At 71.2% G+C, this 18,925-nt stretch carries 19 protein-coding genes; 9 read left to right on the top strand and 10 right to left on the bottom strand.

Annotation, left to right across the window (positions count from 1 at the left end):
* The first annotated feature begins 418 nt into the window (after window positions 1-418).
* Window positions 419-1,564, top strand: a complete 1,146-nt coding sequence (locus C8K38_RS19020; RefSeq protein ID WP_097212965.1) for an alkaline phosphatase family protein — start codon at window positions 419-421, stop codon at window positions 1,562-1,564.
* Window positions 1,565-1,668: 104 nt separating this feature from the next.
* Here the strand turns inward: C8K38_RS19020 and C8K38_RS19015 are convergent, their stop codons facing one another.
* Window positions 1,669-2,757, bottom strand: a complete 1,089-nt coding sequence (locus C8K38_RS19015) for a LacI family DNA-binding transcriptional regulator (protein WP_097212964.1) — start codon at window positions 2,755-2,757, stop codon at window positions 1,669-1,671.
* Between the two features lie 86 nt (window positions 2,758-2,843).
* Here C8K38_RS19015 and C8K38_RS19010 point away from each other — a divergent pair, with 86 nt between their 5' ends.
* The 5 genes from C8K38_RS19010 (at window position 2,844) to C8K38_RS18990 (ending at window position 7,297) form a co-directional block, all read left to right on the top strand.
* Window positions 2,844-3,920, top strand: a complete 1,077-nt coding sequence (locus C8K38_RS19010) for a metal ABC transporter solute-binding protein, Zn/Mn family (RefSeq protein ID WP_097212963.1) — start codon at window positions 2,844-2,846, stop codon at window positions 3,918-3,920.
* A gap of 80 nt (window positions 3,921-4,000) precedes the next feature.
* Window positions 4,001-4,861: a metal ABC transporter ATP-binding protein gene (locus tag C8K38_RS19005; RefSeq protein WP_097212962.1), complete on the top strand. Its 861-nt coding sequence runs from the start codon at window positions 4,001-4,003 to the stop codon at window positions 4,859-4,861.
* The gene (locus C8K38_RS19000; RefSeq protein WP_077042945.1) at window positions 4,858-5,736 is read left to right on the top strand and encodes a metal ABC transporter permease; all 879 of its coding nucleotides are present in this window, start codon (window positions 4,858-4,860) and stop codon (window positions 5,734-5,736) included. The genes C8K38_RS19005 and C8K38_RS19000 overlap by 4 nt, the downstream gene beginning before the upstream one ends.
* A 191-nt stretch (window positions 5,737-5,927) precedes the next feature.
* Complete coding sequence (locus tag C8K38_RS18995; protein ID WP_097212961.1) at window positions 5,928-6,686, top strand: LamB/YcsF family protein; 759 nt, start codon at window positions 5,928-5,930, stop codon at window positions 6,684-6,686.
* Window positions 6,686-7,297, top strand: a complete 612-nt coding sequence (locus C8K38_RS18990; protein WP_097212960.1) for a 5-oxoprolinase subunit B family protein — start codon at window positions 6,686-6,688, stop codon at window positions 7,295-7,297. Before C8K38_RS18995 ends, C8K38_RS18990 begins: the two co-directional genes overlap by 1 nt.
* Window positions 7,298-7,369: 72 nt before the next feature.
* Here the strand turns inward: C8K38_RS18990 and C8K38_RS18985 are convergent, their stop codons facing one another.
* A complete protein-coding gene (locus tag C8K38_RS18985; protein ID WP_097212959.1) occupies window positions 7,370-8,767 on the bottom strand; it encodes an MFS transporter in 1,398 nt (465 codons plus the stop codon).
* Between the two features lie 138 nt (window positions 8,768-8,905).
* Complete coding sequence (locus tag C8K38_RS18980; protein WP_097212958.1) at window positions 8,906-9,595, bottom strand: ZIP family metal transporter; 690 nt, start codon at window positions 9,593-9,595, stop codon at window positions 8,906-8,908.
* Between the two features lie 45 nt (window positions 9,596-9,640).
* On the opposite strand from C8K38_RS18980, the gene C8K38_RS18975 reads away from it, so the two are divergent.
* Entirely contained in the window at window positions 9,641-10,522 is an 882-nt protein-coding gene (locus C8K38_RS18975) for a biotin-dependent carboxyltransferase family protein (RefSeq protein WP_179800628.1), read from the top strand.
* Here the strand turns inward: C8K38_RS18975 and C8K38_RS18970 are convergent.
* The 6 genes from C8K38_RS18970 to carD all read right to left on the bottom strand — a co-directional run bounded on the left by C8K38_RS18970 (window position 10,510) and on the right by carD (window position 15,878).
* Window positions 10,510-11,700: an amidase gene (locus tag C8K38_RS18970; protein WP_257017586.1), complete on the bottom strand. Its 1,191-nt coding sequence runs from the start codon at window positions 11,698-11,700 to the stop codon at window positions 10,510-10,512. The two genes, C8K38_RS18975 and C8K38_RS18970, sit on opposite strands and share 13 nt — an antisense overlap.
* A gap of 77 nt (window positions 11,701-11,777) precedes the next feature.
* Window positions 11,778-12,764: a 23S rRNA (guanosine(2251)-2'-O)-methyltransferase RlmB gene (gene rlmB / locus C8K38_RS18965; RefSeq protein WP_097212955.1), complete on the bottom strand. Its 987-nt coding sequence runs from the start codon at window positions 12,762-12,764 to the stop codon at window positions 11,778-11,780.
* Window positions 12,764-14,173, bottom strand: a complete 1,410-nt coding sequence (gene cysS, locus C8K38_RS18960) for a cysteine--tRNA ligase (protein WP_097212954.1) — start codon at window positions 14,171-14,173, stop codon at window positions 12,764-12,766. The genes rlmB and cysS overlap by 1 nt, the downstream gene beginning before the upstream one ends.
* 11 nt (window positions 14,174-14,184) lie before the next feature.
* Window positions 14,185-14,661, bottom strand: coding sequence for a 2-C-methyl-D-erythritol 2,4-cyclodiphosphate synthase (gene ispF / locus C8K38_RS18955; RefSeq protein WP_097212953.1), 477 nt, complete (start codon window positions 14,659-14,661; stop codon window positions 14,185-14,187).
* A gap of 14 nt (window positions 14,662-14,675) precedes the next feature.
* Window positions 14,676-15,386 (bottom strand): 2-C-methyl-D-erythritol 4-phosphate cytidylyltransferase, encoded by a 711-nt coding sequence (gene ispD, locus C8K38_RS18950; protein WP_097212952.1) that lies wholly within the window; start codon window positions 15,384-15,386, stop codon window positions 14,676-14,678.
* A 3-nt stretch (window positions 15,387-15,389) separates the two neighbouring features.
* Window positions 15,390-15,878 carry an RNA polymerase-binding transcription factor CarD gene (gene carD / locus C8K38_RS18945; protein WP_007528440.1) on the bottom strand — a complete coding sequence of 163 codons (489 nt, stop codon included), beginning with the start codon at window positions 15,876-15,878 and terminating at the stop codon, window positions 15,390-15,392.
* A 274-nt stretch (window positions 15,879-16,152) separates the two neighbouring features.
* Between carD and C8K38_RS18940 the strand changes: the two genes are divergently transcribed.
* Window positions 16,153-16,764 carry a hypothetical protein gene (locus tag C8K38_RS18940; RefSeq protein ID WP_097212951.1) on the top strand — a complete coding sequence of 204 codons (612 nt, stop codon included), beginning with the start codon at window positions 16,153-16,155 and terminating at the stop codon, window positions 16,762-16,764.
* A gap of 142 nt (window positions 16,765-16,906) precedes the next feature.
* Window positions 16,907-18,289 carry a DNA repair protein RadA gene (radA, locus tag C8K38_RS18935; RefSeq protein ID WP_097212993.1) on the top strand — a complete coding sequence of 461 codons (1,383 nt, stop codon included), beginning with the start codon at window positions 16,907-16,909 and terminating at the stop codon, window positions 18,287-18,289.
* 6 nt (window positions 18,290-18,295) lie between these two features.
* On the opposite strand, the gene C8K38_RS18930 is transcribed toward radA, so the two are convergent.
* Window positions 18,296-18,856 carry a PaaI family thioesterase gene (locus C8K38_RS18930; protein ID WP_077042956.1) on the bottom strand — a complete coding sequence of 187 codons (561 nt, stop codon included), beginning with the start codon at window positions 18,854-18,856 and terminating at the stop codon, window positions 18,296-18,298.
* Window positions 18,857-18,925: the final 69 nt, after the last annotated feature.

Below are 18,925 nucleotides of genomic sequence, written 5' to 3'. Positions count from 1 at the left end.
CCAATTGGAAAGAGTGAGTGTGGAGTACCAAAATATTGGCACTGACATTCATCGGCACACTGTTGAGTTCTCAAAGAACACGCACACACCATCACTGCCAAGAAACTCGTTCTCGGCCGCTCCGGGGCAACTGTTCCAGCCTATCTCATCGAGCAGACCCGGTCAAAACCGGCCCCGCCCCAGTAAGAAGGCAGTGAAGCGCAGCCGACCGAAACCGGCTACAACTTCTAGGATGGTCTGGCGCCTGACGTCCAACCTCGTGTCCCGCGCCTCTCGGGCGGGTCGGTGTCCGTGTCGCTCTGACTCGACAAAAGTTACGCGAACAAGAACACAGCGTCAAATCGCCTGGTCAGCGCCATTCTTGGGAATTGGTTTCGCTTGCGCCCCTTCATTCGGAGGGCGCGGATAGCCTGGCGTCATGCTCCTCGCACCCCGTTATGGCCAGGCGACGCTGTCCGACCTCGTCCCCTCCGTGCTCGCTCACCTCGGCGTGGCCGGCGAGACCGACCGGATCGGGCTCGACCTCTCGGGCGTCTCCCGCGTCTGCGTGCTGTTGATCGACGGACTCGGCGCCGAACTGCTGGCGTCACACCCCGAGGCGGCACCCTTTCTCTCCGCGAGACTCGGCCCCATCCTGACCGCGGGCTTCCCGACCACGACGGCGACCAGCCTCGCCTCGCTCGGCACGGGACTGCCCTCCGGACAGCACGGAGTGGTCGGCTACCTCATCCCCGCGGCCGGGCAGGACCGCTTGATGAATCCGCTGAAGTGGCGCCTGCACGGCGAGGGCCCCCGGGTGGACCTGCTCAAGGAATTGGTACCCGAGGAGTTCCAGCCGACGCCGACCGCTTTCGAGCGCGCCGCCGCGGCGGGCATCTCCGTATCCAGGGTGGCCCCGCCCTACCAGGGCGGTTCCGGACTGACCCGGGCCGCGCTGCGCGGCGGGGAGTTCCTGCCCAGCTTCTCGCTCGGCGACCTGGTCGACGCGTCGGCGAGTGCGCTCCGGCTGGGTTCTCGATCCCTTGTCTACGCCTATCACGGCGAATTGGACCTGACCGGGCATGCCAGGGGCCCGGCTTCGGCCGCGTGGGCGCTGGAATTGGCGCAGGTCGACCTGATGGCACGCCAGCTCGCCGAGCGGCTGCCACGCGACGCCGCGCTGATCGTCACCGCCGACCACGGCATGGTCGAGGTGCGATCCCCCGTCGACATCGATACGTCCCCCGAACTGACGGAGGGCGTCCACCTGATCGGCGGCGAGCCCCGGGCCCGCCACGTCTATACAGACGACGGCGCCGCCGACCAGGTCGTCGCGTCCTGGCGGGACCGCCTCGGCGATGAATTCGCGGTGCTGACCCGCGCCGAGGCGATCGACAACGGCTGGTTCGGTCCGACCGTCTCCCCCGCAGCCACCGAACGGATCGGTGACGTGATCGCGATAGCCCGCGGATCGAGCGCGCTGATCCGAACCGGCGCCGAGCCGCTCCAGTCCATGCTCATCGGTCATCACGGATCACTGACCTCCGCCGAGCTCCACGTGCCGCTGCTGGTGTTCCGGGAGTAGTCGGACGGGGCCGGCACGAGCTCCGCTCTGGGGGGGTACCCCTTGCGGCGCCACTGGATGGCCGGGTCTGGGCCACGCAGAACCTCGCCAGGTACTGAGCCCGGTCAGGCGGGCGGCGGCGCCGCGGTGTGACCGCGCACCAATTCGGTGTCGAGCATCTCGACGGTGGCCACACCGGAATGTGAGGGCGTCAGGAGCAGCGCCCCGGCCCGCCTGCCCTTTTCCTCCGCGGGCTGACGGACTGTGGTCAAGCCCTCGCGCAGCGCCTCGTCGACGCCGTCGAACCCGGTGATGGACAGCTGGCCGGGTACGTCGATGCCGCGCCACCGCGCAAAGTCCAGGGCACCGAGCGCCAACACATCTGTGGTGCACAGCAGCGCGGTGATCCGTGGATCGGTCGCGAGCGCCTGCTCGGCCGCCGAGTGACCGGACCGGGAGCTGTGCTCCGCGCGCTCGATGACGGTCAACGATCGCGGGTCCAGCCCGGCAGCGGCAAGGGCGTCGCGCACCCCGGCGATCCGTTCGCGCTGGACGTGGAAGTTCGGCGAATCGAGACGGTCGGCGCCCGCCACACCGTCCCGCTGGTCCCGGCCGAGCCGCATGCAGATCACGCCGATGTCCTTGTGCCCCAACGACAACAGATAGTCGGCGATCTTGCGCATCGCGCCGCGATCGTCGATCCCGACCAGCGACGCGCCCTCGATCTCGCGCGGCTGGTCACAGATCACCATCGGCAGGCGGCGCTCGAGGACCGCGGCCAGGTACGGGTCGTCGTCGGCCACGGAGTAGACGACGAAACCGTCCACGCCTGCCTGCTGAACCACGGCTGCGGACTGGACGTCGTCACGCCGCGGCCCGGCCGGGATCAGCAACAGTCCCTCCCCCGCCGCCTCGCAGGACTCGGCAAGACCGGCCAGGAAACTCATCGCGGCCGGATCCCGGAAGGAGTAGCTCAGCGCCTCCGTGAGCAGCAGGCCGACCGCGCCCGCCTTGCGGGTGCGCAGCGAGCGCGCGACCGGGTCCGGGCCGGGGTAACCGCGCCGCTTGGCCGCCTCGAGCACCCGTTCGCGGAGTTCGGTCGAAAGCTGATCGGGCCGGTTGTAGGCGTTCGAGACCGTCGTACGGGAGACCTTGAGCTCCGCCGCCAGGGACGCCAGCGTCGCCTGACGGCGCGGATGACGGGACCTGGGCATAACGGGACGGTACGCAATGCCGCGAGTGACCGTCAGCACGCCCCCTCCAATGTACAACGGAAACGATTTCCATTAGTATCTAGGCCATGCCCAAGGGAGATCTGACGCCGCTCACCGCCCCGACCCGGCGCCGCTCGGCGTTCGCCATTGCCGGCCTGGCGCTCGTCGGGGCACTGACCCTCGCCGCCTGCTCGTCCGACCCGGACGCAGGCGCGGGCACCCCGCTCGCCGATGGGCAGCGCGCCAACATCGTCGCCTCCACCGACGTCTGGGGCTCGGTGGCCGCGGCCGTCGCGGGCGACCGGGCCGACGTCACCTCGATCATCGACGACGCGTTCGCCGACCCGCACTCGTTCGAGGCCAGCCCCCGGGACGCCGCCGCCATCACCGATGCCGACCTGGTCGTCTACAACGGCGGCGGCTACGACGAGTTCATCGACGACGTCCTCGCAGGCACGCCGGGCAAGCGGACCGTCGACGCGTTCGCCCTGTACGGCACCGATACCGACCTGCACGGCGACCACGATCACGTGGTCGAGGAGGCTGCCGCCCCGGCAGGCGCCACCACCGCCCCCGCGGAACCCGCTGCCGCCGAGCACGACTCGCACGACGGCCACGACCACGACAACGGCGGCGTGAACGAACACGTCTGGTACGACATCCCGACCGTGGACGCTGTCGCCAAGCAGATCGCCGCCGAACTCGGCACGATCGACCCCACCAACGCCGCCGCATACACCGCCAACGCGGCGACCTTCCACGAACAACTGCACGCCGTCACGGCCATCACGGATTCGATCGCCGCCGCGCATCCACAGGCACCGGTCGCGCAGACCGAGCCGATCGCGCACTACCTGCTGGTGGCGACCGACCTCAGGGACGAGACGCCGCAGGACTTCACGAAGGCCATCGAGGACGGCAACGACCCGCCGCCCGCGGCCGTCGCCGCGACGCGGGATCTGCTCGCCGACAAGAAGGTGAAGGTCCTGGTCTACAACAGCCAGACGCAGGACAAGGCGACCCAGAACATCCGTGAGGCCGCCGAATCGGCGGGCATCCCCGTCGTCGAAGTCACCGAGACCCTGCCAGACGGGTTCGACTACATTCAGTGGCAGACCCGCACCGCCGAATCGCTCGCTGCGGCCTTGAACGCCGCCCACTGAGAAACCGCGCGCCGAAGAAGAATCCACCGGTCACGCGTGCCGGCAACGAGCCGCGTGACAACCAGACCCGGAATGGCCCCGTGACCCACCCTGCCCCCGACGCACCGAGCGTCAGCCGAACACCCGCCGTCGAACTGAGAGGCGCCCGGCTGGCCTACGGCGACCGCACGCTGTGGTCCGGACTGGACCTGAGCTTCGAGCAGGGCGAGTTCATCGCGGTCCTCGGGCCCAACGGGTCCGGCAAGACCTCACTCCTGAAGGTCCTGCTCGGCCAGCTCCCGCTGTCCGAGGGCACCGCCACGATCGCGGGAACGCCTGCCCGGACCGGGAACTCCCACGTCGGATACGTGCCGCAGCAGAAGACGATGGACGAGGGCCTGCCGCTGCGCGGGCGCGACCTGGTCGGGCTCGGCGTGGACGGTCACCGCTGGGGCACCGGGTTCCGCTCCCGCCGTTCCCGCCGGACCATCGTCGACGACGCCATCGACCAGGTGGGCGCCCGGGCCTTCGCCGATGCGCCGGTCGGCTCGCTGTCCGGCGGCGAGCAGCAGCGACTGCGGGTCGCCCAGGCTCTGGTCGGCGATCCCAAGGTGCTGCTCTGCGACGAGCCGTTGCTCAGCCTGGACCTGGCCAACCAGCACCGGGTCTCCGACCTGATCAACCAGCGCCGGCTGGGCCACGACACGGCCGTGCTGTTCGTCACCCACGAGATCAACCCGATCCTGCCGCTGGTCGACCGGGTGCTGTACCTGGTCGACGGGCGGTTCCGGATCGGGACGGCCGCCGAGGTGATGACCTCGGAGGTGCTCTCCGAGCTGTACCAGACGGACGTCGAGGTGCTGCATGTGCGCGGACGGCTGGTCGTCGTCGGCACCGGCGACGCCATCGACGCGCTCGGTTCCACGGGCGCCGACGGAATCCACCACGAGGCGCACGAATGAACGAGAAGCTCGCAGACACGTTTTCGAAGATGTTCGACTGGCAGGCCACCATCGACCTGCTGCAGTACGACTTCGTGCAGCAGGCCCTGCTCGCCGCGGCCATCCTCGGCCTGCTCGCGGGTGCGATCGGTCCGCTGATCATCAGCAGGCAGATGTCGTTCGCGGTGCACGGAACCAGCGAGCTGTCGCTGACCGGCGCCTCCGCCGCGCTGCTGGCCGGGATCAGCGTCGGACTCGGCGCCATCGTCGGCTCGGTGTTCGCCGCCGTGCTGTTCGCACTGCTCGGATCCAAAGTGCGCGAACGGGACTCGGTGATCGGCGTGGTCCTCTCGTTCGGCCTCGGCCTGTCCGTGCTGTTCATGTGGCTGTACCCGGGGCGCACCGGCACCAGTTTCTCGCTGCTGGTCGGCCAGATCGTCGGGGTGGGCAACAGCGGCCTGCAGCTGCTGCTGGTGTGCGCGGTGCTGGTGCTGGCGGTGCTGGTCGTGGTGTACCGGCCGCTGCTGTTCGCGAGCACCGATCCGGACGTCGCGCGGGCCCGCGGCGTTCCGGTCCGAGCTCTGTCCATCGTGTTCGCGGTGCTGGTCGGCGTCGCCGCGGCGCTCGGCGTGCAGATCGTCGGCGCGCTGCTGGTGCTCTCGCTGCTGATCACGCCCGCGGCCGCCGCGGCCAGGATCACCTCGAGCCCGCTCCGGACGACGCTGTTCTCGATCCTGTTCGCCGAGATCGCCGCGGTCGGCGGCATCCTGCTGTCGCTGGCCCCTGGCGTGCCGGTGTCCAGCTTCGTCACCACCATCTCGTTCGTGATCTACCTGGCCTGCCGGGCGATCGGGTCGCGTCGCGGCAGCACCGGACGGGTCGCGGTCCCGGCCTGAATCCGCGCCGCGGCCAGTGCCTCGTGCTCGAAGTCCATTGATGGTTGCCGGGGATCCGCGTGGATGCATCGCAAGGCGGAGAAGTCCCAGGTAGCGGTGTTCTACCTGGGACTCCGACAACGCAGCAAGGCGCCGCGTGGGCCCCGGCAACCGCAAGAAGACCTCGGGCACGCGGCACTAGGATTCGAGGCGTGGCATCCATCGATCTCAACAGCGACCTCGGCGAGAGCTTCGGCGCCTGGCGGCTCGGCGACGACGAGGCCATGCTTGCCCTGGTGACCAGCGCGAATGTCGCGTGCGGGTTTCACGCGGGTGATCCGACCACGCTGCTGAACACCTGCCGGTCCGCGGCGAAGCGGACCGTGCGGATCGGAGCGCAGGTCGGCTATCGGGACCTGGCCGGATTCGGACGCCGTTTCATCGACATCGCCCCCACGGACCTGACCGCGGACGTGATCTATCAGATCGGCGGCCTAGACGCCCTCGCGCAGACCGTCGGCTCCGCCGTCGGCTACGTCAAACCCCATGGCGCCCTGTACAACGCGATCGTGCACCACCGCGAGCAGGCCCGCGCCGTCGTCGCGGCCGTCGTCGCGTACGACCCCACCCTCCCGGTGCTCGGGCTGCCGGGTTCGGTCTTCCTGGCGGAGGCGGAGGCCGCCGGCCTGCGCACCGTGGCAGAGGCATTCGCCGACCGCGGCTACACCCCGACCGGCGAGCTGGTGCCCCGCGGACTGCCGGGCGCGATGCTCTCGGACCCGGAGTCCGTCGCCGCGCGGGTGTTGCGGATGGTCGAGCACGCGGAGATCGAGGCCGTCGAGGGCACCGTCCTCGCCTCGCCTGCCGAATCCGTCTGCGTGCACGGGGATTCGCCGTCCGCGGTCGCGATGGCCGCCGCCATCCGCGCCCGACTCGACGACGCGGGCGTCCGCGTGGAGCCCTTCGTCTGATGCGCCTGCTGGACGCCGGCGACGGCGGGGTGCTCGCCGAGTTCGACGACCTGGACGCCGTCGTCGCGCACTATCGGGGGCTGGACGCGAACCGCCCGGCGGGCGTCGTCGACCTGGTCCCGGCCGCCCGGACGATACTGGTGCGGTTCGACCCCGGTCGCACCGATCGAGCCCGCATCGGGCGCTGGCTGCGCGAGACCGGGCCGGAGTCCGGAACCTACGCGGAGACCGGTGCGCTGGTGCGGATTCCCGTTCACTACGACGGACCGGACCTGGCCGCGGTCGGTGACCTGACGGGCCTCGGGCCGGACGGCGTCGTCGCGGCGCACACGGGCAGCGATTGGACCGTCGCCTTCGCCGGGTTCGCCCCCGGGTTCGGGTACCTCGTCGGTGGCGATTCCCGGCTGCGGGTGCCCCGCCGGGACGACCCCCGCACCGAGGTGCCCGCGGGCGCGGTCGGGCTGGCGGGCGAGTTCTCCGGCGTCTACCCCCGGAAGTCGCCGGGCGGCTGGCAGCTGATCGGCCACACCACCGAGCAGATGTGGGACGCCGACCGCGAGCCGCCCGCGCTGCTCCGACCAGGGGACACGGTTCGGTTCGTCGCGGTCTGAGCGGTTCGCCGAGTGTGCACCTGCAAACCCGTCCACTCGGCCGATGCACCAGCAGGTGCACACTCGGCGGGGTCAGGGGCGCGGCCGCGTGCTGCGCCAGGCGGTCAGCACACCGGCGGCGGCGAACGCGGCGAAGAACCCGAACAACAGCCTGGCCGAATCCGCCATCGTCCCGCCGAGATTGACCAGGACGCCCGCCGACGCCGAGCCCACCGCATTGGAGACCAACTGCACGGTGTTGATCGCGGCGGCCGCCTTCCCGCCCTCGACCTCGTCGTGCTCGGCGCCCATCGCGAAGGTCGACAGGTGCGGCCACGCCATGCCGATGCCCGCGCCGCCCAGCACCAGCGCCGCGACCCAGACCCCGATCACCCACGCCGTCGCGCCCTCCCGCTGGGTCGCCGCGGCGACGAGGAACCCGATCGTCACCAAGGCGGGACCGGCGACGACCAGGACGCGCACCGTCGACCTGCGCGAAGCACCGGCGCTGGATATCTCGCCCAGGGTCCAGCCGACGGCGAGCGCGGCCCCCAGGAAACCCGCCGCCAGGGGTTCGAGGCCGCCGAGCCGCTGACCGAACAGCGGCACGAAGGTCTCGGCGGTCGACGCGACCGCCAGCAGTGCGAACGTCGCGTAGGTCCACTTCAGGGTGTTGCCGGGGGTGAACGTCGCCGCGGGGAGCACCCTGGTGCCCGCGTGGCGCTCGTGCGCGACGAAGGCGACCAGCAGCGCGACGCCCGCGACCACGCCAAGCGCGGTGAGCGCCACGTTCGTCGCGATGCCCGCCACGCTCACCAGCAGCGCCGCCGCGGACAGCAGCAGCATCGACACGGCAGGCACGCCGACCCGGGGCCCCTCGATCCGCTCCCCCGTGATGTACCGGGGCACGATCGCCGCGATGCCTGCCGCCAGGACCGCGAGCACGACAAACGCCAGCCGCCAGGCCCCGAACTGGGCGAACACCCCACCCAGGGCGGGACCAACGAACGTCCCGACACCCCACATCCCGGAGACCAGCGCCGAGGCGCGGGCCCACAGATGCTGCGGCAGCGTGGACCGGATCAGCGCGTAGCCCAGTCCGCTGAGCAGCCCGCCGCCGAAGCCCTGCAAGCCACGGCCCGCCAGCAACGCGAACATGTCGGGCGCGGCGGCGCACACCACCGTGCCCGCCGCGAACAGCCCGATCGCGGCGAGATAGGCGCCCCGCGGCCCCGCGACCGCGAGCAGCCTGCTCACCAGGACCGCCGAGATCACCGAGGCGACAAGGAAAATCGTGGTGGCCCACGCGTAGAACCGCGCTCCCCCGATCTCGTCGACCGCAGAGGGGAGCAGGCTGGTGGTCAGGTAGATGTTGATCGCATACAGCGCGACGCCGCCTGCCAGCACCACCATCGGCCCGAGGTAGTCGGCGCCGAGCAGCTGCCGCCAGCCGCGGTCGAGCCGAGTGGTCGAGGTGTCGGTCGGCGCCATGACAACCAGGCTAAAACCTCAAGCTCAGTCGAGGTCAAGGCGGGCGGCCCGTCGAGTGTGCAGTTGCCGGGGCATCGCCCGAGTAGCTGCGCCGGCAGCTGCACACTCGTCGGACGGGGGGGTGCGGGCAGCCGGGTGCTAGCCGCCGAGCGCGAACGCGACGAGGAAGCCGAGCGCGGTGGACAGCCCGACCCACCAACCGCCCTCCCGATACGCCTCCGGCATCAGCGAATCCGCGAGCACCGCGATCGTCGCGCCGCCCGCGAACGCCTGGATCACCGCGATCTGCCGATCCGGGATGGCGTCGGCGGCCGCATTCGCGGCGATCACGACCAGCACCAGCACGACCGCGGTCACCGTCCACAGCAGAATTGCCCGGCGGCGGTTGAAGTTCGGCTGCTTGCGCATCGACGCCGCGCCCGCGACCGCCTCGGGCACATTGCCGACCGCGACCGCGACCAGCAGCACGAGGCCGCCACCCGCGCTCAGCGAGACACCGAGCGCGGTGTTCTCCGGGATGCCGTCGAGCAGCGTGCCGAGCATCAGCGCCCAGCCGAGCGCGGCGGGGCCGAGCTTGTTCTCGATGAGGTGATCGGACACCACGTAGACGAGCGCGCCCGCCATCAGGGCGGTTCCTGCGATCAGCACGCCCTCGGCCTCGAAGGCCGGCTGGAACAGCTCTGTGGACACCGCCGCCACCATGGTGCCCGCGCCGAACGCCATCAGGGCCGCCAGCAGTGGGCGCGGCAGGTCGTAGCGAAGCCCGACGATCGCCCCGATGAGCAGCGGGACTGCGGTTCCCAGCCCGTACAGGGCGGCAGTGACCATCCGGCGATGGTACTGTCGCGGCCGGGGATGGGCGACAATCGTCGGGTGGCTTGGCTCGAGGTGTTGCGCACCGGGGCACTGACCACGGTCCAGGACCGTGGCAGGCCCGGATTCGCCGCGCTCGGGGTCGGCGCGTCGGGGGCCGCCGATCGCGGATCCCACGACAGCGCAAACCGATTGGTGGGCAACGACCCCGGCGCCGCGACCCTGGAGGTGACGCTCGGCGGGCTCGCGGTCCGAGCGCACGGCGACCTGACCGTCGCGGTCACCGGAGCCCGGGTCCCGTTGTCGGTCAACCACACCCCGAGCGCGGACTACAGCGCGGTACACCTGTCCGACGGCGACGTGCTGGCCCTCGGCAACGCCACCGACGGCCTGCGCTGCTACCTCGCCGTGCGCGGCGGGGTGGACGCCCCGCCGACGCTCGGCAGTCGCGCCACCGACACGCTCGCCGGGCTCGGCCCGGAGCCGGTGCGGGCAGGCGACCGGCTGGCCGTCGGCGAACTGAGCTCGGACTGGCCTGCCGACGAGATCATCCCGCCGCCCCCTGCGAACCCGTCCCCCGCTCGGCTGCGGGTTCGGCTCGGGCCGCGATCGGAACTCTTCGAGACCGCCGCCGTCGACACGCTGTTCGGCCAGCCGTGGACGGTGTCGACGGACAGCAACCGGGTGGGCGCGCGGCTGAAGGGCGCCGAGCCGCTGCGGCGCCGGGACACCACCGAGCTGGCGAGCGAGGGAATGGTGCCGGGTTCGCTGCAGGTGCCGAGCGGCGGACAGCCGGTGCTGTTCCTGGCGGACCATCCCGTGACCGGCGGCTATCCGGTGATCGCGGTGGTCATCGATGCCGACCTGGGCGTGGCCGCGCAGCTGGTGCCGGGCGCACAGGTGCGATTCGAGCGGGCGGGCAGGTCGACTCAGCCGGGCTGAAGAGCGGGCACCAGAGCGGGGGCCAGCCGCAGCAGGTCGAGGTCGCGTCCGCGCGGCCCGAGGATGCACAACCCGACGGGGACGCCGTCGGCTGTCGGCAGCGGCACGCTCACCGCGCACCGGCCGCTCAGACCCGCGATGCAGGTCAGCTCCAGGGTGGTGGCGCGAGTGCCCTCGATCACCGGGCCGCCGAGCGTTGCGTCCGCCCGGGTCGGCGCCACCGATGACGCGGACGGCAGCACCAGCAGGTCGTCGCCGAGCCATCGGTCGATGTCGTCGCGGATCTGCCGCATCCGGGCGACGGCACGGTCCCGCTGCGCGACGGCATAGCCGGCCGCCGTCTCGAACCGTGAGCCGACGTCCTGGCCGAGGCTGTCGCGATGCCGGGATATCCATGAACCGTGCGCCCGCCACGCCTCCCACCCCTGCACCGTGCGGAAGACCTCGGCCCAGCCGGGCAGCACGCTCGCGTCGAAGGCGCTCCGCTCGATCGGCGGGAGGTCGCCCGCGCCTCGCCACAGTGCCACCGCGCCGTCGATCGCGTCGCGCACCTGCGGCGAGGCCAGCCCGATGAGCTCGTCGGACACGACCGCCCGCGCGAACCCGCGCTCGGGGGTGTCGGGCAGCAGCACCTGCCCGACCATCAGCAGCGTGTCCGGGTCGCGCGTCAGCCACCCGACGGTGTCGAAGGTCGGCGCAAGCGGGAGCACGCCGTCGGCGCGGACGACGCCGTGCGTGGGACGGATCCCGAACAGCCCCTGGTAGGAGGCGGGGACGCGGATCGAGCCGCCGGTGTCGGTGCCGAGCCCGATGGTGGCATCGCCGAGCGCGACCGCCGCGGCCGGTCCCGCGCTGGACCCGCCGGGAATCCGGTCCGGCGCGCTCGGATTCGGCGGGGTCCCGTAGTGGGGGTTGGTGCCCGCCAGGCTGTAGGCGAACTCATCGGTTCGCGCGATCCCGGCGATCGCCGCACCCGCCTCCAGCAGGGCGGCGACGACGGGCGCCGTCGACATTGCCGGTCGGGATTCGGCGAGCCACTGCTCGTTGCCGGCCCCGACCGGGTACCCGGCGACGTCGAACAGTTCCTTGACCGCGACGGTCATCCCGTCAAGGGGTCCCCGCCCGGTCGGCGGGGCCAGGGGCGTGCCGAATTCCCGCCACACGGTCGGGTCGACCACGGAAACCTCCTGGTCAGGCACTGTGCGTGAATTGCGCCCCTATGGGCGTGCAATTCACGCACGGGCGGCGGAGCCGCCTATCGCCTCCGCTGCCGGGCGATGTCGGCGAGCACGACGCCCGCGGCGACCGAGGCGTTGAGCGACTCGACCGGGCCCGCCATCGGGATGCTGAGGATGGAGTCGCAGGACTCGCGGACCAAACGGGACAGGCCCTTGCCCTCCGAGCCGACGACCACGACAACCGGCCCGGTGCCGTCGTACTCGTCGAGGGTGGTGTCGCCCCCGGCATCGAGGCCGACGATCTGCACGCCCTTGGCCGCCCAGTCCTTCAGCGTCCGGGTCAGGTTGGTGGCCTGCGCGATCGGCAGCCGGGCCGCCGCGCCCGCGCTGGTGCGCCACGCGACCGCGGTGACGCTGGCGCTGCGGCGCTGCGGGATGACCACGCCGTGACCGCCGAACGCCGCCACCGAACGCACCACGGCGCCCAGGTTGCGCGGGTCGGTGATGTTGTCGAGCGCCACCAGCAGCGCGGGCTCCTGGTGCTTGCGCGCCTCGGCGATGAGGTCGTCCGGGTGCGCGTACCGGTACGGGGGCACCTGAAGGGCGACGCCCTGGTGCAACCCGTTGGCGCTCATCCGGTCCAGGTCCGTGCGCGGGACCTCGAGGATCGAGATACCCGCCTCGGCCGCCAACTGCACGCTCTCGGTGAGCCGCTCGTCACTCTCGGTGCCGACCGCGACGTACAGCGCGGTCGCGGGCACACCCGCCCGCAGGCACTCCACGACCGGGTTGCGGCCCAACACGTTCTCGGGTCCGGCGTCGCCCTTGCGCGGCGAACCGCCGCGGCCGCGCGGCGCGCTGCCACCGGTGCGGCCACTCGCGTCGGCGGCGCGGGCCGCCGCCCTGGCCCGCTTGGCGGCGGGGTGCTTGGTGCGCTCGACCGCGGGCGGGGTGGCCCCGCGCCCCTCGAGGCTGCGCCTGCCCTTGCCTCCGGAGCCCGCGACCTGGCCCTTCTTGGTGCCGGTCTTGCGGATCGCGCCGCGCCTGCTCGAATTGCCTGCCATTACAGTCCCGCTTCGTTGTGGTTCGTCTTGAGGGACCACTCGGGCCCGCTCGGTGTGTCGGTGACCTCGACGCCCGCCGCGGCGAGCCGGTCCCGGATCTCATCGGCGGCGGCCCAGTCCTTGTCCGCCTTCGCCTTCTGGCGCGCATCGAGATTCGCGCGCACCAGAACATCGAGCGCCGCGTGAGCCGCCGAGCCGTCATCGGCATCGGCCGCCCAGTGCGGGTCGAGAGGGTCCACCCCGAGGATGCCCATCATGGCCCGCACCTGACCGGCGATCTCCAACGCCGCGGTCAGGTCGCCGGCATCGAGTGCCTTGTTGCCCTCGGTCTTGCTGCCGTGGATCTCGGCCAGCGCCTTCGGCACCGCAAGGTCGTCGTCGAGCGCGGCCGCGAACCCCTCGGTCCACTTGCCGACCGGGATCTCACCCGCCCGCTCGCGGGTCTTGAGAATGAAGGCCTCCAGGCCGCGGTAGGACTCGGCGGCCACCTCGAGCGCGTGGTCCGAGTACTCGAGCATGGAGCGGTAGTGCGCTCCGCCCAGGTAGTACCGGAGCTCTTGCGGCCGAACCTTCTTCAGCACGTTCGGCACCGACAGCACGTTGCCGAGCGACTTCGACATCTTCTCGCCGCCCATGGTGACCCAGCCGTTGTGCAGCCAGTACCGGGCGAACCCGTCGCCCGCCGCCCGGCTCTGCGCCATCTCGTTCTCGTGGTGCGGGAACACCAGGTCCAGGCCGCCGCAGTGGATGTCGAACTCGGCACCCAGGTAGGCCTCCGCCATCGCCGAGCACTCCAGGTGCCAGCCCGGACGTCCGCGCCCCCACGGCGTCGGCCAGGACGGCTCCCCCGGCTTCTCGGCCTTCCACAGCGTGAAGTCCCGCGGGTCGCGCTTGCCCGCGGCCGCGCTCTCGCCCTGGTGCACGTCGTCGAGCTTGTGCCCGGACAGCGCGCCGTACGGCGCGTAGCTGCGCACGTCGAAGTACACGTCACCCGCGGCGGCGTACGCGTGGCCCGCGTCGATCAGGCGCTGCATCATGTCGACCATCTGGGTGACGTGGCCGGTCGCGCGGGGCTCCGCCGAGGGCGGCAGCACGCCGAGCCGGTCGTAGGCCCAGTCGAAGGCGCGCTCGTAGGTCGCCGCCCACTCCCACCACGGCCGCCCGGCATCGGCTGCCTTGTTCAGGATCTTGTCGTCGATGTCGGTGACGTTCCGGATGAACGCGACGTCGTAGTCGTGCGCGAGCAGCCAGCGCCGGAGCACGTCGAACGCGACGCCGCTGCGCACATGGCCGATGTGCGGCTCGCCCTGGACGGTCGCACCACAGAGATAGATCGACGCGTGTCCGGGGGCCAGCGGAACGAAGTCACGCAGGGCCCGCGTCTCGGTGTCGAATAGGCGCAGGGTCACGACGTGCGATCTTACCGGCCCGAACCGGTGTCAAGTACCAGCGCGGTCGCGACGGCCGCGATGCCCTCGCCCCGGCCGGTGAGTCCGAGACCGTCGGTGGTCGTCGCGGAGACGGAGACGGGAGCCCCGAGCACCTCGGAGAGCACGTCCTGCGCCTCCACCCGGCGCGGACCGATCTTGGGACGATTCCCGATCACCTGGACCGCGGCGTTGCCGATCCGCAGGCCGTCGGCCTCGATCAGCCTGCGCACCTCGGTCAGGAGCACCGCACCGCTGGCCCCGTCCCATTCCGGCCTTCCGGTGCCGAACACCGAGCCGAGGTCGCCCAGTCCCGCGGCCGACAACAGCGCGTCGCACAGCGCGTGCGCGGCGACGTCGCCGTCGGAGTGCCCGGCGCAGCCGTCCTCGTCCACGAACAACAGCCCGGCGATCCAGCACGGCCTGCCGACCTCGATCGGATGGACGTCGGTGCCGATTCCCACTCGCACGGTTGCCCGGCTCCCTACTGCTCGATCGGTTCGTCGTTCGCCAGCGCCCTGGCCAGCGCCAGGTCCAGCGGGGTGGTGATCTTGAAAGCCAGCGGATCCCCGACGATGGTCCGGACCCGCCCGCCGATCCGTTCGACCAGGCCCGCGTCGTCGGTGGCAAGTGAGTCGGCGGCCGCGTAGGCGCGCCGCAGCAGATCCGCGGTGAATCCCTGCGGCGTCTGCACGGCTCGCAGCTCGGAGCGTTCCGGGGTGCCGGTCACCGCACCGAGCAGGTCAACCGTCTTGATGGTGTCGGAGACCGGCAGCGCGGGCACCACCGCGTCGCGGCCGGCACGCAGCTCCGCCACGACGCGGGCGATCAGGGGCGGCGGGGTCAGGGCCCGGGCAGCATCGTGCACGAGCAGCAGGTCCGCGTCCTCGGCGGCCGCGAGCCCCGCACGCACCGAGTCGGTCCGTTCGGCGCCGCCTGCGACGACGTCGACGCCCTCGGGCAGCTCCGCGCGCACCGAATCGATCCGGTCCGCGGGGACGATCACCACGACACGGTCGACGACACCGGACTCGATCAGTCCTTCGACGGCGAGCCGGAGCATAGAGACACCGCGCACCGTGACGAACGCCTTCGGGATGCCCTCCCCGAGGCGCTCCCCGCGCCCGGCAGCGGGCACCAAAGCAATGACCCGGCCTCCGCTGCGCACTTCGGCCGGGTCAGTGACGTTGTTCATGTGTCAGGACGCTGCTGCGAGAACCTCGTCGAGGATGATCTCGGCCTTGGCGTCGTCGGTGCCCTCGGCGAGCGCGAGCTCACCGACGAGGATCTGACGTGCCTTGGCGAGCATCCGCTTCTCGCCCGCGGACAGACCGCGGTCCTGCTCACGACGCCACAGGTCGCGGACGACCTCGGCAACCTTGTTCACATCGCCGGAGGCGAGCTTCTCGAGGTTGGCCTTGTACCGGCGCGACCAGTTGGTCGGCTCCTCGGTGTGCGGCGCGCGCAGCACCTGGAAGACCTTGTCCAGGCCTTCCTGCCCGACAACATCACGGACACCGACGTACTCGGCGTTGTCCGCGGGGACCCGGACGGTCAGGTCGCCCTGAGCGACCTTGAGAACGAGATATTCCTTTTGTTCACCCTTGATGGTGCGAGTTTCGATTGCCTCGATCAGCGCCGCTCCGTGGTGGGGGTATACGACGGTGTCTCCGACCTTAAAAATCATCTGTCCCGTGCCCCTTTCGATCTTCACAGTTTAACACGGGGTCTGGCGGCGCAGCTTCCAACGGCCCTGGTCAGGGGCACAGAGGGGTGACCGGAGGGGTTGACAGCCGGACCTGAACGTGCATCCAGTGGGGCCCAAACCGACCATCTGGCCTCAGGTTTCGGCGTCGCGAACCCCGCCGCGAAGCCCCGAAGGACGACCCCGGGACCCGGTCCGCAGACCTGACTACTACTCTGCCTAGTGGAGTACGACCCGACGCCGTGGAGGACAACCCGTGACAGCCCTGAATGCGCCGACTCGACGAGTCGCGACCGCCGTTGCCCTGGCCGCAGCCGCGGCGATCTCGCTGTCCGCCTGCAGCGCGGGCCAGATCACCCAGACCGCAACCCAGGTTGCGGCCGTGAACGGCAACTACGCCAACCAGGGTGATATCTCCCTGCGCAACGTGCACATCCTGTACCCCGACAGCGAGGAGTACAGCCTCGAGCCCGGCGGAAAGGCCGCTCTCGCGTTCACCGCGGTGAACAACAACGAGGAGAAGGCCGACCGCCTGACCAAGATCACCACCGATGCGGCCGACTCGGTCACCATCGCGGGCGAGGTCGGCGGCCGGATCATCAAGCCGCAGACCTCCCTCGGCGCAGGCACCCGCGCCGCGACCATCCTCGACAACCCCGAGGACCCCACCCAGCTGGTCCTGGTGGTGCTCAACGACATCAACGAGGGCGTCTACCCCGGCCTGACCGTCCCGATCACCTTCAGCTTCGAGCGCGCGGGCGACATCGTCGTCTCGGTGCCGGTCGATGCGGGGCCGAGGACCGAGCGCCACGAGTCGGACAAGTCCGGCAACGCGGGTGCCGAGCCCCTCGGCAGCGGCGGACACTAGTCCCCACGGTTCGACGAGAACGGCCCCGACGCTCAGCGTCGGGGCCGTTCTCGTCGTTGCGGCACAGCACATTTCGACCCGAACGACACTCCGGCCGCGACACTCCGGCCGGAGTGTCGGACCCCACCCCTAGGCTGCGGTGGTGGCCAAACCCAAATCGAGCTTTCGCTGCTCGTCCTGTCAGCACTCGATGGCCAAATGGGTCGGCCGCTGCCCCGACTGCGGGTCATGGGGCTCGATCGAGGAGGTGGCGGTACTCGCCGCCGTCGCGAGCAGGCCGGGCGCCACCGCCGCCCGCGGGGTGTCCATGGTGCCGACCTCCCCTGCGACCCCGATCTCTCAGATCAACGGCACCTCCACCAGGGCCAAACCCACGGGTGTGTCCGAGCTCGATCGGGTGCTCGGCGGCGGCCTGGTCCCCGGTTCGGTGGTGCTGCTCGCAGGCGAGCCCGGCGTCGGCAAGTCGACCCTGCTCCTCGAGGTCGTGCACCGGTGGGCGCAGCGCGACCCGCAGGACCGCGCCCTCTACGTCACCGGCGAGGAGTCGGCCGGGCAGGTCCGGCTCCGGGCCGACCGGACCAACTCCGTGCACGAGCGGGTGTTCCTGGCCGCCGAGTCGGACCTGGCCACCGTGTTCGGGCACGTCGAGCAGGTCCGCCCGACACTCCTGATCGTGGACTCGGTGCAGACCATGCTCGCCGCCGATGTCGAGGGCGTGGTCGGCGGCGTCACCCAGGTCCGCGCCATCACCAGCGCGCTCACCTCGCTGGCGAAGTCCAGCGGCATCCCGGTACTGCTGATCGGACACGTCACCAAGGACGGTGCGGTGGCCGGGCCGCGTGCCCTGGAGCACCTGGTGGACGTGGTGCTGCACTTCGAGGGCGACAAGCACTCCACCCTGCGCATGGTGCGGGGCGTCAAGAACCGCTTCGGCGCGGCCGACGAGGTGGGCTGCTTCGAACTGCGCGAGGACGGCATCGAATGCGTCAGCGACCCGTCCGGGCTCTTCCTGCACCACCGCGACGACACCGTCCCCGGCACCGCCGTCACCGTCACCATGGACGGCAAGCGCCCGCTGCTCGGCGAGGTGCAGGCCCTCGTCGCGACCTCGCACAACCCCTCGCCCCGGCGCGCGGTCAGCGGCATGGACTCGGCGCGGGTGTCGATGGTGCTGGCCGTGCTCGAACGGCGCTGCGGGGTCAAGGTCTCCGACAAGGAGGTGTACGCGGCGACGGTCGGCGGAATGCGGCTGACCGAACCGTCCGCGGACCTGGCCCTTGCCGTCGCGGTGGCGTCCGCGTTCAAGGACGCGGCGCTGCCGCCGGGGGTGGTGGTGCTCGGTGAGGTCGGGCTGGCGGGCGAGGTGCGCCGCGTCACCGGCGTCGACCGGCGGCTCGCCGAGGCGAAGCGGCTCGGCTTCACCCACGCGGTGGTGCCCCGCGACTCCGGGACACCGCCGCCGGGGATGCGGGCCACCGAGGTCACCAATCTCGGCGAGGCCCTGCGGGTGCTGCCCCGGGGCTGAGCGGGCCTACAGCGAGGAGGACGTGCCGAACGGCGAGGTCGCGTCGCCGTCCACGAAGTCCTGCATCGGCGCGAAGTGCTCGGGCTTGATGGTCAGGAACAGCCCGCGCGAGGTGGCGACGATGTCGTCACCGGCGGTCGGTCCCTCGACGATCCGGGCCTCGGCGGTGGTGTAGACCTTGCGCCGGACCATGCCGTCGATCCGGGCGCGGAACTCGAGCACCGATCCGAGCGGGATCGGCTTCGCGAAATCGATCTCCAGGTGACCGGTGACCACGGGGCCGCCGAGCACCATGCAGGCCATGCCCTGGACCTCGTCGAAGGCGACGGACAGGATGCCGCCGTGGATCACCCCTGGTCCGCCCTGGTATCGGTTCGCCACGGTCAGCCGGCCGGACACCTCGAGGCCCTCACCCGCGGTGAAGGTCATCGCCATCCCGGCGGGCTGGTCGTCGCCGCAACCGAAGCACTTGGACCAGTGCTGCGGGAGGGCACCGCCCGGCGCGGGGAAGAAGTCGGGGCGGATCGGCAACACGAGATCATCGGGCAAGGTCCAGGTACTACTCACAGCTAACAAAGTATCGGTTCGCCGATCGCGGTCCCGATGCGCCCCTGGCCGGTCCCGCACCGGCGCGTC

This window comes from Rhodococcus sp. OK611, from assembly GCF_003050885.1.
Lineage (GTDB): Bacteria > Actinomycetota > Actinomycetes > Mycobacteriales > Mycobacteriaceae > Rhodococcus_G > Rhodococcus_G oryzae.
Note: the sequence above shows the minus strand (reverse complement) of the source record. Positions and strands in the feature narration are given on the sequence as shown.

Excerpts from the sequence above, each read along its gene's own strand:
- C8K38_RS19020 (WP_097212965.1), top strand. The coding sequence starts at position 419 with ATGCTCCTCGCACCCCGTTATGGCCAGGCGACGCTGTCCGACCTCGTC.
- C8K38_RS19015 (WP_097212964.1), bottom strand. The coding sequence starts at position 2,757 with ATGCCCAGGTCCCGTCATCCGCGCCGTCAGGCGACGCTGGCGTCCCTG.
- C8K38_RS19010 (WP_097212963.1), top strand. The coding sequence starts at position 2,844 with ATGCCCAAGGGAGATCTGACGCCGCTCACCGCCCCGACCCGGCGCCGC.
- C8K38_RS19000 (WP_077042945.1), top strand. The coding sequence starts at position 4,858 with ATGAACGAGAAGCTCGCAGACACGTTTTCGAAGATGTTCGACTGGCAG.
- C8K38_RS18990 (WP_097212960.1), top strand. The coding sequence starts at position 6,686 with ATGCGCCTGCTGGACGCCGGCGACGGCGGGGTGCTCGCCGAGTTCGAC.
- C8K38_RS18985 (WP_097212959.1), bottom strand. The coding sequence starts at position 8,767 with ATGGCGCCGACCGACACCTCGACCACTCGGCTCGACCGCGGCTGGCGG.
- C8K38_RS18980 (WP_097212958.1), bottom strand. The coding sequence starts at position 9,595 with ATGGTCACTGCCGCCCTGTACGGGCTGGGAACCGCAGTCCCGCTGCTC.
- rlmB (WP_097212955.1), bottom strand. The coding sequence starts at position 12,764 with ATGGCAGGCAATTCGAGCAGGCGCGGCGCGATCCGCAAGACCGGCACC.
- ispD (WP_097212952.1), bottom strand. The coding sequence starts at position 15,386 with ATGAACAACGTCACTGACCCGGCCGAAGTGCGCAGCGGAGGCCGGGTC.
- carD (WP_007528440.1), bottom strand. The coding sequence starts at position 15,878 with ATGATTTTTAAGGTCGGAGACACCGTCGTATACCCCCACCACGGAGCG.